This is a genomic window from Leifsonia sp. NCR5 (assembly GCF_002105485.1).
GTDB lineage: Bacteria > Actinomycetota > Actinomycetes > Actinomycetales > Microbacteriaceae > Leifsonia.
Map to the genome: position 1 here is coordinate 160,135 of NZ_NCSR01000007.1, position 12,987 is coordinate 173,121.

General features: G+C 70.9%; 11 protein-coding genes. 6 read left to right on the forward strand and 5 right to left on the reverse strand.

All coding sequences use genetic code 11. From position 1 onward, the window contains the following. Positions 1-71 precede the first annotated feature (71 nt). Positions 72-2,627, reverse strand: a complete 2,556-nt coding sequence (locus B7438_RS08400) for a right-handed parallel beta-helix repeat-containing protein (protein ID WP_256921930.1) — start codon at positions 2,625-2,627, stop codon at positions 72-74. A gap of 445 nt (positions 2,628-3,072) precedes the next feature. Between B7438_RS08400 and B7438_RS08405 the strand changes: the two genes are divergently transcribed. After that, entirely contained in the window at positions 3,073-3,657 is a 585-nt protein-coding gene (locus B7438_RS08405; RefSeq protein WP_085369091.1) for a hypothetical protein, read from the forward strand. Positions 3,658-3,747: 90 nt separating this feature from the next. After that, the gene (locus B7438_RS08410) at positions 3,748-4,170 is read left to right on the forward strand and encodes an adenylyltransferase/cytidyltransferase family protein (protein ID WP_085369092.1); all 423 of its coding nucleotides are present in this window, start codon (positions 3,748-3,750) and stop codon (positions 4,168-4,170) included. 80 nt (positions 4,171-4,250) lie between these two features. On the opposite strand, the gene B7438_RS08415 is transcribed toward B7438_RS08410, so the two are convergent. The 3 genes from B7438_RS08415 to B7438_RS08425 are packed head-to-tail and all read right to left on the reverse strand — an operon-like array spanning position 4,251 to position 7,298. Next, on the reverse strand, positions 4,251-5,435 hold the full coding sequence (locus B7438_RS08415; RefSeq protein ID WP_085369093.1) for an amidohydrolase: 1,185 nt from the start codon (positions 5,433-5,435) through the stop codon (positions 4,251-4,253). Between the two features lie 5 nt (positions 5,436-5,440). Next, positions 5,441-6,397, reverse strand: coding sequence for a prolyl aminopeptidase (gene pip, locus B7438_RS08420; protein ID WP_085369094.1), 957 nt, complete (start codon positions 6,395-6,397; stop codon positions 5,441-5,443). Positions 6,398-6,407: 10 nt separating this feature from the next. Further along, a complete protein-coding gene (locus B7438_RS08425) occupies positions 6,408-7,298 on the reverse strand; it encodes a neutral zinc metallopeptidase (RefSeq protein WP_085369095.1) in 891 nt (296 codons plus the stop codon). A 46-nt stretch (positions 7,299-7,344) separates the two neighbouring features. Here B7438_RS08425 and B7438_RS08430 point away from each other — a divergent pair, with 46 nt between their 5' ends. Continuing rightward, complete coding sequence (locus B7438_RS08430) at positions 7,345-8,370, forward strand: malate dehydrogenase (protein WP_085369096.1); 1,026 nt, start codon at positions 7,345-7,347, stop codon at positions 8,368-8,370. 30 nt (positions 8,371-8,400) lie between these two features. Here B7438_RS08430 and B7438_RS08435 read toward each other — a convergent pair whose 3' ends face one another. Beyond that, positions 8,401-10,500, reverse strand: a complete 2,100-nt coding sequence (locus tag B7438_RS08435; RefSeq protein ID WP_085369097.1) for an acyl-CoA dehydrogenase — start codon at positions 10,498-10,500, stop codon at positions 8,401-8,403. A gap of 188 nt (positions 10,501-10,688) precedes the next feature. On the opposite strand from B7438_RS08435, the gene B7438_RS08440 reads away from it, so the two are divergent. The 3 genes from B7438_RS08440 to B7438_RS08450 form a co-directional block, all read left to right on the forward strand. After that, positions 10,689-11,174, forward strand: a complete 486-nt coding sequence (locus B7438_RS08440; RefSeq protein WP_143465732.1) for an SRPBCC domain-containing protein — start codon at positions 10,689-10,691, stop codon at positions 11,172-11,174. A 31-nt stretch (positions 11,175-11,205) separates the two neighbouring features. Next, positions 11,206-11,751, forward strand: a complete 546-nt coding sequence (locus B7438_RS08445) for a helix-turn-helix domain-containing protein (RefSeq protein WP_218775152.1) — start codon at positions 11,206-11,208, stop codon at positions 11,749-11,751. After that, positions 11,748-12,987: MFS transporter (locus B7438_RS08450; protein WP_085369099.1), on the forward strand; the 1,240-nt coding region annotated here is incomplete at its 3' end. The genes B7438_RS08445 and B7438_RS08450, both read left to right, overlap by 4 nt.

The window sequence follows — 12,987 nt, forward strand, 5'->3', positions numbered from 1 at the left end:
GGTTCCCACCTGACGACGGTGTCGTGAGGCGAAGAACCCTGGGCTCGAGTGCTGCGGGGTGGAGCTCCGGGCTACCAGGCCCCGAGGTGGACGCTTCCTGCAGGCTTGCCCGCCAGGGAGGCCAGCGCGGCCGGGATACCGGTCGGCACGCTGGTGAGCGCCGCGGCGATGCCGGTGAGCTGGGTGGGTGCCGCGGACGCCGCACCCTCCTGGAGCACACTGTGCGCATCCTGACCGGTCGCCGCGGTGAAGGCGGAGAAGGTCGGGTAGATCGCCGGGTCACCGGCCCCACGGGACCAGATCACTGCCCACGACGGCGCGTTCGCCGACGGGCGGCGGTACAGGTTGTGGTCCGCCGTGATCTTCATCTGGGCCGCAGAGAACTGGTGCGAGTAGTCCTCGACGCAGAGCAGGCAGTTGCCCGAGCCACCGGAGATCACGTTGTTGCTGATCGAGATCGGGCCGGTGATCCAGGTCATCGTCGGGTCGGGGAAGGCCTGACGCTGGTCGTGACCGGCGTCGGACGCGTTCGCCCCACGGCGCGAGTCCTGGGTGATGTCCAGGTTGCGCACGTTGTTCGAGATGGTGTTGTTCCAGACCTGCGCGTTGCTCACGTCGTTCAGCTTGATGCCGGACTTCTGGTTCCCGGACACCACGTTGTCGACGAGGTTGGCCGTAGCCGAGATCTCGATGACGATGCCGTTGCCGACATTGTTGAGCGAGTCGTTGCCCGCGACGGTCATCCCGTACACCGACTCGTCGAACCACAGGCCGTGGCTGGCGTTGTTGAGGAACGCGCTCGACCGGACGTCGACCCCGCGTGACCGGGTGATCTTCACGCCGCCGCTGACGGGCGATGTGTTGAAGTTCTCGCTGTTGTCGTTGGCCGCGAGCACACCCGTCAGTTTGAGGTTGTCCGAGTTGTTCGCGTGGATGCCGAGCAGGCCGTTGCGGGCCGCCGTCACCTGGCGGAAGGTGTTGCCGGAGCCGCCGACCGACACCCCGGTGGTGGCGTTGTCGAGGAACGAGACGTTCTCAAACGTCGCGCCGCCCTTGTAGTCGGTGACCGTGCCCATGTCAGGGACAGACGGGGCGTAGCGGCGCACGCCGACACCCTTCAGGGTGAAGCCGGTGCTGCCGACCGAGATGGCCTTCTGCAGGTCGCTCGCGCGGACCTCCTTGCCGGTCGGGTCGGACCCCATCACGAGTGCCTTGGCTCCCGTGTCGTAGAAGAACGTGCCCGGCTTGACGGCGGCGCGGCTGGAGACCTGCGTCTGCGCGACCCCGCCGACGAACAGCTGGTCGGGATGCGCGGCCATCGGGTATGCGGGGTTCAGCCACTGCCAGCCCGCTGCCGTACCGTCGGATGCTCCACGGTCGTACGTGGGGCTCGCGTCGAAGACGTGGTTCCAGCCGGAGGCGACCCAGGTCGTCCCGGACTTCGCCCAGCCGCCGACCACGGAGCTGCCATCGAACCAGGCGGCTTCCTTCGGGTACGACTGCACGGTGATGGCCTTGCCGGACGGCACGTTCACCGACTCGTGGTAGGTGCCGCCGCGGAGCACGATGGTCGCGCCGGACGGTGCCACGTCGAGCGCGCGCTGCACCGTGCGGAACGGAGCAGCGACGGTGCCCGCCGCGGAGTCCGAGCCGGAGGGCGAGACGACGACCGCGTTGGCCGGCACGGCGTACGACGTGCTTCCGATAGCCGCTGCGCCTGCCGCGACGCGCATCCCGGTGGTGTCGATCGACGGGTCCGCTGACGGCGCCGGCTGCGTGGGCTGGGTCGGCTGCGTGGGCGTCGTCGGGGGAACCGGCTTCGCCGGGGTGGTCGGAGCCGGGGCCGGAGTGGTCGGCGCCGGGGCGGGCGTCGTGGTCGGCGGCTTCGTCGGGGCGGGAGCCGGGGTCGTCGTGGTGACGGGGACCAGGGTGCTCGCGCTCAGGTTGTCGAAGGCGACGTTCTGGGCGGCGGTGGAACCGGACAGGTACGACCAGGCCGCGAGGCTGCCCGCGCGCTGGATGCGCTGAGCGCTGCTGTCGGATGCGGTGGCCTGCCAGTTGGGCTTGGCCGCGCCGTTCTGCCAGGCACGTGCCGAGAGGGCGACCGGGTTGGTGCCCGTCGCCTGGAACTCGAGCTGAACGCTGGCGCCGGGCTTCAGGCCGGTGGCGACACGCACCTCGGGTGCGACCGTCGTCTGGTTGGCGGTGGAACCGTTGACGCGCACGATCGTGAGCGTGAGGTTCCCTCCGGCGCCGACGCGCACGTTCGCCTGGTAGTACGACCCTGCTGCGAGGCGCAGCTGCAGACCGGCGTACACGCCGTTGCCGCTGGTCGGGATGCGCGGCACGTCGATCGTGGTCGACGCCGTCACATCGTTCGCGCTGACCGCGGGAAGCGCGGCGGTGAGAGACGAACCCGGGCGGGGGAGCGCCATGACGCCCGTCTTCCCGTCGGCGGAGAACGACTTGCTGCTGCTGAGGGAGTAGCTGCCGCCGACCTGGGCTGCACCCCAGCCGTTCGGCTGGGTGCGGTCGAGGGAGTCGGCGACGATGCGCTGACCGACCTGGTAGCTCAGTGGAGCTGCGGTCGCTGCAAGCGCGGGCAGCCCGAAGGCCGCAACAGCCACGACGGTAGCGCCGGCGGCGATTCCGTATCCGAGTCTGCGGTTCTTTTTGGGGGTTTCATTACGGTGGGCAGGCTGACGAATCATCAATACGTCTGTCCAAACTTTCGTCGTTGTGGGGATGGAACAGTAGGTGAGACCAACGACTACTGAAATGCTGCTGAGCACGCTAGCAGACGGGATACGCCCGCGCGAAACATAAATCAATAAGCGTACCGCGTGTCTCACGATTGCTCTCACCATCAGCGACCCCCCATTCGGGTGGCGCGATCCGCGAGATAGCGCGCCATTCAGATTGGCCAACAAACGTTTTCTTGAGGAAAACACAGGGGTGAAGCGCTCTCACAGACCCACTTAGAGGGCCACCGCTCTCAGGGGATTGCCAGCCTGAAGGCCCCTGCGTCGCGTGGTAAGCGCATCCATCGCGGCGGTCCGCGAGAATGGTCGGGTGCCAGCACCGACCTTCCGCATCCTGACGCTCTGCACGGGGAACATCTGCCGGTCCCCCGCCGCCGATCTGCTCCTCGCGCACGCCCTCGCCGGCGACGAGCGCTTCGCCGTCAGCTCGGCCGGCACGCACGCGATGACCGGATGGGGCATCTCCTCCCCGATGGACGAACTCCTCGCCGAGCGGGGCATCGAGAGCGACCAGTTCGTCTCCCGGCAGGCGGATCGCGCGCTGCTCTCCTCCGCCGACCTCATCCTCACGGCCACCCGCGAACACCGCGAGTGGGCGGTGGGTGCCGCGCCGGGCACGGTGCGGAGGGCCTTCACGCTGACGGAGTTCGCGGATGCCGCCGACGCGCATCCCGAGCCTGCTGCGGTCACCGCGCGGGAGCTGACGGCGTGGGCGGCATCGCACCGGCCGAGCGCCGCCGTCGCGAACCGCGGGGCGGCGACCAGGCGCGGGTATGTGGAAGGGGACATCCTCGACCCGTACGGGCGCGGGCGGTCGGCGTATGTGGCATCGCTCGGACAGATCGAACCGCTCACCGGGAGGATCGCGCGGGTGCTGCTGAGCACGCATCCCTAGCTCGACGGAGCGAGTTTCGCGGATGGGGTGACAAATTCTCACTTATTCGACAGAATAGGTGAGGAAACCTCAACCCGGAAGGCGAAGCCCGTGACCCGACGCGTCGGCTATGCAGCAGGGGCGTTCGATCTGTTCCACATCGGACACCTCAACATCCTCAAGCACGCCAAGAGCCAGTGCGACTACCTGATCGCGGGCGTCGTGTCCGACGAGATGCTGCGGCAGGTCAAAGGCATCGACCCTGTCATTCCGCTCGCCGAGCGGCTCGAGATCGTGCGGAACATCGGCTTCGTCGACGAGGCGGTCGCCGAGACGGTGCCGGACAAGCTCGACACCTGGCGCGAACTGCAGTTCGACGTGTTCTTCAAGGGCGACGACTGGCGCGGCACGGAGAAGGGCCTGCGCCTCGAACGCGAGTTCGCCGCCGTCGGCGTCGAGGTCGTCTACTTCCCGTACACGATGACCACGTCGTCCACCACGCTCCGCCGAGCCCTCGCGGTCCTCGCCGGCTGACCCCGAAACAATCGAGTCCGAACTTATTCACGCCCCGCCTCGGCGTGTCGCGTGAACAAGTTCGGACTCGATTTTTTGGGTCAGGCGGGGAGCTCCTGGCCCGCGACGAGGACGAGCGCGCGGGGCGGCGCGGCGACGAGCGCCTCCGGCACGTTCTGGGCGTCGAGAAGCACGACGTCGGCGACCGAGCCGACCGTGAGGTCGTGGGTGGCCCTGCCGACGAACGACGCGGCGTCGCTCGTGGCGACGCGCACCGCATCCACCAGGTCGTCGTCGCGGCGGAAGCCGGACAGCTGCGCCAGCCTGGCCGCCAGCCGCAGCAGGTCGCCGTCCCCGTACGGTCCCCACAGATCCCGGATGCCGTCGGTGCCGAGCCCGACGGGCACGCCGGCCGCGCGCAGCTCGGCGAGCGGCAGGCGGGGCGCGTTGATCGGGGCGACCGTGGTGATGGACACGCCGGTCTCGCGCATCCCGTCGATGAGCGCCCGCCGCCGCGCCTCCGGCAGCTCGCCGATGGCGAAGCCGTGCGCCACGTTCACCCGCCCGGCGAGCCCGGTCGCGCGCGTGCGCTCGATGATGAGCTCGTACTGGAACGCGCCGAGCTCCCCGCCGTCGTGCAGGTGGATGTCGATGCCGACGCCGCGCCGGTCTGCGATGTCGAACAGCGCGTCCAGCTGACCGACGGGGTCGCGGTCGATGGATGCCGGGTCGAGGCCGCCGATGTGCTCCGCGCCCTCCGCGGCTGCGCGGTCGAGCAGGTCGAGCACGCCCGGCCTGCGCAGCACGCCGTCCTGCGGGAACGCCACGATCTCCAGCGCCACCGGCACGCCGAGCGCCGCGACAGCCTCCCGCACAACCTGGATGCCGTCGAGCCCGACCCCGAGGTCAACGTCGACGTGCGAGCGGAACGCCGTCGTCCCCTGCTCCACCAGCGCGCGCAGCAGCGCCAGCGTGCTCTCGCCGCTCGGGATGCCCAGCTCGCGCCGGTGCGCCCGCTCGTGCTCGATGCGTCCCTGCGTGGTGGCCTCGCCGCCGTACGACACCCACGGCTTGCCCCACCAGCTCTTGTCGAGGTGGGCGTGCGCGTTCACCAGTCCGGGCAGGGCCAGCAGCCCGTCGCCCTCGATGAACCGGGTGCCCGGGTCGCCGGACACGGCCTCCGCCGCCGGGTCGTGCCGCTCGACCGCGACGATCACACCGTCGGCGATCCGGAGGTCGGACGCCTCCCCACCCCACGGCCGCACATTGCGCAGAACGGTCTGCATCGCACTCACCCGGCGAACCGGTCGGTGGCCTCGATCAGCGCATCCAGGATGCCCGGCTCGTCGAAGGCGTGACCCGCATCCGGGATCATGCGGAAGTCGGCCTCCGGCCACGCACGGTGCAGATCCCACGCCGTCATCGCCGGGGTGCACACGTCGTACCGGCCCTGCACGATCACGGCCGGGATGTCCGCGAGCAGGTGGGCGTTCCTGATCAGCTGCTCCTCCTCGAACCAGCCGCCGTTCATGAAGTAGTGGTTCTCGATGCGCGCGAACGCCACGGCGTACTGCTGCTCGGTGAAGCTCTCCACCACATCCGGCCGGGGAAGCAGGGTGATCGTCGACGACTCCCACCGCGACCACGCGACACCCGCCGGGATGTGCACGGCAGGGTCCGGGTCGTTGAGCAGCCTGCTGTACGCCCGGATGAGCCTCCCGCGCTCGGCGACGGGCACCGGTTCCACGAAGCCCTCCCACAGGTCCGGGAACAGCGCGGCCGCCCCTCCCTCGTAGAACCAGTCGAGCTCGGCGGGACGCAGCGTGAAGATGCCGCGCAGCACCAGCTCGGTCACCCGGTCGGTGTGCGTCTCGGCGTACGCGAGCGCGAGCGTGCTCCCCCACGAACCGCCGAACACCATCCACCGCTCAACGCCGAGGTGCTCGCGCAGCTTCTCGATGTCGGCCACGAGATGCCAGGTGGTGTTCGCGCTGAGGTCGGCCTCCGGCTCGCTGGCGTGCGGCAGGCTCTTGCCGCAGCCACGCTGGTCGAACAGCACGATCCGGTACTTCTCCGGGTCGAACGCGCGCCGCTGGTTCGGGTTCGTGCCTCCGCCCGGGCCGCCGTGCAGGAACACCACCGGCTTACCGTCCGGGTTTCCGCTCGTCTCCCAGTAGAGCTGCTGGCCGTCGCCCACGTCGAGCAGGCCGGAGTCGTATGGCTCGATTTCGGGGTAGAAAGTGCGCATACGCCCGAGGCTACAGCGAGCCCGCCCGCACCGAGAACGTGTCGCAGGACGCCGCGCCGTTCTGGAACCCGGTGGAGAACCAGCGCTGCCGCTGCTCGGACGATCCGTGCGTCCAGGTGTCCGGCTGGATGTCGCCAGTGGATGCGCGCTGGATGCGGTCGTCTCCGACGGCGGAGGCCGCGCTGAGCGCATCCTGGATCTGGGCCTCGGTGATCGGCTGGAGGAAGGGGACGCCCTTCTCGTCCTTCGTGGTCGACGCCGCGCCCGCCCACGCCCCGGCGAAGCAGTCGGCCTGCAGTTCCAGCCGCACGCTGTCGGAGGCCGCGCCGCTGGAACGGCTGGGGTGCGCATCCATGATCCCGCCGATGTTCTGGATGTGGTGACCCCACTCGTGCGCCACCACGTACATCTCGGCGAGCGGGCCGCCGCTCGACCCGAAGCGGGTGCGCAGCTCGTCGTAGAACGCGGTGTCGACGTACACGGTCTGGTCGGTCGGGCAGTAGAACGGGCCGGTCGCGCTCGACGCAGCGCCGCATCCCGTGCCGGTCTGGCCGGTGAAGAGCACGAACTGCGGGGAGGTGTACGAGCCGCCGAGCGCCGGCATCTCGGTGGTCCAGAACGCTTCGATGGATGCCGCTGCGCCCTTCATCCTGCAGTCGATGCGCGCGTTGGCGTCCGCGCCGGTCGTGCAGTCGGTGAGTTCCTCCCCTGTGCCGATCTGCTGGGTCTGGCCCTGGGACGCCCCGCCGTCGACGAACCCGGTGAGGTCGACGCCGAGAAGCTGCGAGAGCAGCAGGATGGCGATGGCGCCGAGTCCGACGCCACCGGCCGCGATCCCGGCGGTGCGCCCGCGCCGCTTGGTCTTCCCACCGCTGATGTCGGCGTTCGGGTTGAAGGTCATGCCCGCCACGGTAGTACGGGTTGGTGGCCCGTCATAGGCTGGCGGCATGAGCACTGCGAGCCCCGAGAACACCGCCGACGCCACCACCACCGGCCGAGCCCCCGTCACCGTCACGGTCACCGGGGCGGGAGGGCAGATCGGCTACGCCCTCCTGTTCCGCATCGCGTCCGGGCAGCTGCTCGGGCCGGACGTGCCCGTGCGCCTGCGGCTGCTGGAGATCCCGCAGGGCCGCGCCGCCGCGGAGGGCACGGCGCTCGAACTGCAGGACGGCGCCTTCCCGCTCGTGCACGACCTCAGCGTCACCGAGGACGCCACCGCCGCGTTCGACGGCGTCAACATCGCGCTGTTGGTCGGCGCGCGCCCGCGCGGCCCCGGCATGGAGCGCGCGGACCTGCTCGAGGCCAACGGCGCCATCTTCGGTCCGCAGGGCGCCGCGATCAACGCGGGTGCAGCATCCGACGTCCGCGTGCTGGTGGTCGGCAACCCCGCGAACACGAACGCGCTGATCGCCAGCGCCCACGCCCCGGATGTGCCGGCGGACCGGTTCACGGCGATGACCAGGCTCGACCACAACCGCGCGGTCGCCCAACTCGCGGTGAAGCTCGGCGTGCCGGTGTCGGCGATCGACGGCGTGATCGTGTGGGGCAACCACTCGGCCAGCCAGTATCCGGACATCAGCCACGCCACCGTCAACGGCCGCCCGGTGACCGACCTGGTCGACGAGGGCTGGCTCGCGGACGAGTTCATCCCCCGGGTCGCGAAGCGAGGGGCGGAGATCATCGCGGTGCGTGGTTCGTCGAGCGCCGCCTCCGCGGCGAGCGCCGCCATCGACCACGTGCGCGACTGGGTCGACGGCACAGGCTCGCGGTGGACGTCGGCCGGCGTCGTCTCGGACGGCTCGTACGGTGTGGAGGCCGGCCTGATCTCGTCGTTCCCCGTCCGCTCGGAGGGCGGCGCGTGGCGCATCGTCGACGGCCTCGACATCGACGCGTTCTCCCGTGCCCGCATCGACGCCTCGGTCGCCGAGCTCCGCGAGGAGCGCGACGCCGTCCGCGCCCTCGGGCTGCTGTAGGCCGGCAGCCGCGCTCCTCGCTCCCGGCCGTCAGCGCTTGGGCGACTTCTCCGGGGTGGGGGCCGTGCCGGAGGCGCGCTGGTCCGCGTAGTAGGCGCGGGCCTCCGCCTGGCGCTCCGCCTCTGCGCCCGTTGCGATCGCAGCACGGATGTGCTCCGGCCCGTAACCGAACGCATCCACCAGGTCGACGGCGTGCGGGCGGAGGCGGGTGAGCAACCGGTCGATGTACGCCGTGACCGCCTGCGCGCGCTGCGGAGCCAGACGACCGTGGATGAGGTACCAGGCCAGGTGCTTCTCGATCAGCCCGAAGCCGAACAGGTCGCGCAGCCAGGTCAGGACCTGGCGGGTCCCCGCATCCGGAGCCTGCTCGAGGGCGTCGGTGAACGCCTCCCATTGCAGGAGTTCCGCGTGGGCGCGGGCCGCCTCGATGAGCTCGTTCTGCTGCGAGTTGAACAGGTCGGCCGCCGCCTTCTTGCCCAGCTTCGATGCCGGACGCAGCTTGCCGGCGACGTCGGCGATCATCGTCGCGACCCTGTCGGTGAGCAGTTCGCGCTGGGTGGCGGGCTCCTGCAGCCAGTTGACGGCGCGGGCGGTCGAGCCGAAGTCCTTGACCGTCTGCGCGACCGAACGGAGGCCGGACCCGTGGTAGGCCTTGCCCGCCGCCTGGGTGACGACGTAGCGAGCGAGCGCGCCGGTGTCCGCCTTCGCGAACTTGCGCGAGAAGTCGGTGAGCAGCCGCTTGGCGACGAGCTGCAGCAGCACGTTGTTGTCGCCCTCGAAGGTCACGTAGATGTCGAGGTCCTGGCGCAGGGAGGTGAGCCGGTTCTCGGTGAGGAAGCCGGAGCCTCCGCAGGCTTCACGCGCCTCCTGCAGCGTGTCGAGCGCATGCCAGGTGGACAGCGGCTTGAGGGCCGCCGCGATGGTCTCGAGGTCCTGGCGGTCGGTGTCGCTGTCCGCGCGCCCGCTGAACACGTCGTCGAACTTGTGCAGGAACACCTCGTGCGCGAACCCGGCCGCGTATGTGGTCGCGAGCAGCGGCAGCAGGCGGCGCTGGTGGCGCTGGTAGTCGAGGATGACCTCTTCGTCCGTCTCGCTTCCCGCGGTGAACTGGCGGCGCTCGTTGCCGTAGGTGATCGCGATCTTCAGCGCGACCTTCGCGGCGTTGACAGCGGAGCCGTCGAGCGAGACGCGACCCTGCACGAGCGTCCCGAGCATGGTGAAGAAGCGGCGGCCCGGGCTGCTGATCGGCGACGAGTACGTGCCGTCCTCCGCCACGTCGCCGTACTTGTTGAGCAGGTCGGTGCGCGGGACGCGGACGCCGGTGAAGTGCAGGCGGCCGTTGTCGATGCCGTTCAGACCGCCCTTGAGGCCGTCGTCCTCCCCGCCGACACCGGGCAGGAACGCGCCGTCCGCATCCCGGATCGGCACGTAGAAGGCGTGGACGCCGTGGTTGACGCCCTTGGTGATGAGCTGCGCGAACACGACGGCCGCGATGCCGTCCTTCGCCGCATTGCCCAGGTAGTCCTTCCACGCCCCGCGGAAGGGGGTGTCGATGACGAACTCCTGGGTCTCCTCGTCGTAGGTGGCCGTGGTGGCGACGCTGGCGACGTCGGAGCCGTGCCCGGTCTCCGTCATCGCGAACGCGCCAGGCACATCCAGCGACATGATCCCCGGCAGGTACTTCTCGTGGTGCTGGGCGGTGCCGAGCTGCAGCACGGCGGCGCCGAACAGCCCCCACTGCACGCCGGACTTGATCTGCAGAGACGGGTCGGCGACCACCAGCTCCTCGAAGCCGGCGATGTTGCCGCCATTGTCGTCCCCGCCCCCGACGCTCTTCGGGAACGCGCGGTGCACCTGGCCGTTCTCGACCAGCAGCTTCAGCTGCTCGAAGGTGCGGGCGCGCTGGTCGTTGAGGCTGAGCCCCTCGACCTTCTGCATCTCCGGACGGCCGGACAGCTCGCGGGACGCCAGCCGGATCTCGGCCCAGTCGCCGAGCAGCTGACGCCCGAGCGCCTCGACGTCGACACGCGCGGACGGATCGCCGGGCGGAGTGGTTGCCGATCGGGGGTCCGCCACCGGGGCGGTCGGCTTCTTCGCGGACGGAGTCGTGCGCTCGGCGGTATCGACCATCAGGGTTCCTCTTCGCTCTCGTGCGGGATATCGTCACGCTACGACGAGCATCCCCGTTCGCGAAGTCGTCGGTGCGCGGCCTACAAACCGCAGCCGGATGCGCCGCGACTGGTTTGCGGAATGCTCCAATCGCGGGGGTGCCGATTGTGCCTCTGTCCACAACAATGCATGGAAAGCGACGGAATGCCATGGGCGAGCACAGCGATGCGACGGGCGAGCACAGCGCGCGCGTGACGAAGACCGTCGCGGCGGACCGGCCGCTGGTCTGGGAGGCGTTCACGTCCGCGGACGCCCTGGCCTCGTGGTTCTGGCCGCCCCGCTTCGCCACGACGGCGACGATGGATGCGCGCGAGGGCGGCGCGTGGAGCATCCGGTCGGCGCCGACGGCGATGGGCGCATCCGGGACGGTGCTGCGGGCGGTGGAGCCGGAGCGGCTGGAGCTGACCTGGCGCTGGGACGGGGAGGCGGAGGAGACGCGCGTGGCGGTGACGCTGGTGGAGGTGGTGCCGGCGGCGGGCGAGGGCGGCACGGCGGATGGCGCGGCGGGTGCCACGACGATCACCGTCGTGCACGACGGCTTCGCGTCGGAGGAGGCGGCAGCCGACCACGTGGAGGGGTGGAGCGACTGCCTGGACAGGCTAGCGGCGCGACTCGACTCCCAAAGAACTGTTTGACAGTTGCTGCGCGAGTGGCCAGACTGGCAGGGTGACCGACCAGAACACCCAGACGCACCCGTCTGCGCCGCGCGAGCTGCGCGACCTGCGCGTTCTCGCGCATCCACTGCGGCTGCGGCTGCTCTCGCTCCTCGGCGGCGCCGCCCTCAGCGCGGCGGAGGCCGCCCGCGAGCTCGGCGACACCCAGGCGAACGTGAGCTACCACCTCCGGCGGCTGCACGACGCCGGGCTCGTCGACGTGGTGGAGGAGGTCGCGATCCGCGGCGGCAAGGCCAAGCGCTACCGCCACGATCCCACCAGCGGCGAGCGCCTCGGGATGGCCGGAGCCCCCGAACTGTTCCTCGCCATGAGCGCAGAGCTCGCCCGCCGCGCCGTGCTGCAGGCGCCGGGCACGCGCTCCACCTTCACCGACGCGGAGTTCTCGATCGACGACGCGGCGTACCGCAAGGTGGAGGCGCTGGTGCGGGAGGCGGGCATCGTCCTGGCCGACGCCGCCCAGCCCAGTGGCACCGCCGGAACCCACCGGGTGGCGGCGACGCTGGCGCTGTTCGAGCTGGCGCAGGGAGACGCGCAGTGAGCCGCGGGTCATACGCCGACGTCCTCCGCATTCCGGGCGCCGCCGCGCTGTTCGGCTCCGCGCTGGTCGGGCGGCTCGCGTTCGCGACCGTCTCGCTGTCGCTGCTGCTCAGCGTGCAGGCGTCGACGGGAACCTTCGCCGCCGCCGGAGCAGCGACCGGCGCGTTCGGCGTGACCAACGTGATCGCCTCCCCCACCCGCGCGCGGGCCGTCGACCGGTTCGGGCCCACCAGGGCGCTGCTGGTGATGGGGGTGCTGTTCTCCGCCTCCCTCGTCGCCACCGCGTTCGGCTGCCTGGCCGACGCCCCGGCCGCGCTGCTGATCGTCCTCGCGGCGGTCGCCGGCGTGTTCGCGCCGCCGCTCGGGTCGACCATGCGTGTGATGTGGGCGTCCATCGCCCCGGATGCGCGCATCCTGCCCCGCGCGTACAGCCTGGATGCGGTGGCGGAGGAGCTGCTGTTCACCACCGGCCCCCTGCTGGTCGGGCTGCTCGTGTTCGTCGCCGGGCCGGTGACGGCGCTCTTCACGACGGCCGGTGTGGCGTTCGTGGGGACCGCGCTGTTCTGCCTGCACAGGCACGTGCGCGCGAAGGGCGCGGCGACGACGACAGCGCACGCGCACGAACGCCCGCTGCGGCAGCGCGGCTTCCCGACGGTGCTGGTCGCGCTGACAGGGGTCGGCCTGGTGATCGGCACCGTCGAGACGGCTGTGCCCGCGTTCACCGCCGAACGGTCGATGGCGGCGGCGTCCGGCATCCTGCTCGCCCTGCTGGCGGCGGGGAGCGCGGTCGGCGGGCTGGTCTACGGCCACCGCGCCTGGAAGCCTGCGCTGGCGATCCGGCTCACCGTGCTGAGCATCGCGTTCGTCGCGGTCAGCGCCATCGCCGCCCTCGCGCCGGACCAGATCACGCTCGGCGTCATCCTGTTCGGCCTCGGGCTGTTCCTCGCTCCGACGGTCATCACGGCGTACCTGCTCGCCGACGCGCTCACCGCCGAACACGTGCGCACCGAGGCGACCACCTGGACCAACACCGCCGTGAACTTCGGCGTCGCGGTGGGGGCGGCGGTGGCGGGCGTGCTCGTCGACCACGCGGGCACGACCACCGCCTTCGCGGTCGGCGCGACGGTCGCGGGCGTGCTGGTGCTCGCCGCCGGTTCGCGCACGCGCGCGCTCGGCGTGGCCAGCGCGCCGGCCGCAGGCGGCGCGCCCGCAGCGGGTGGCCCCACCTCCCCCGAGG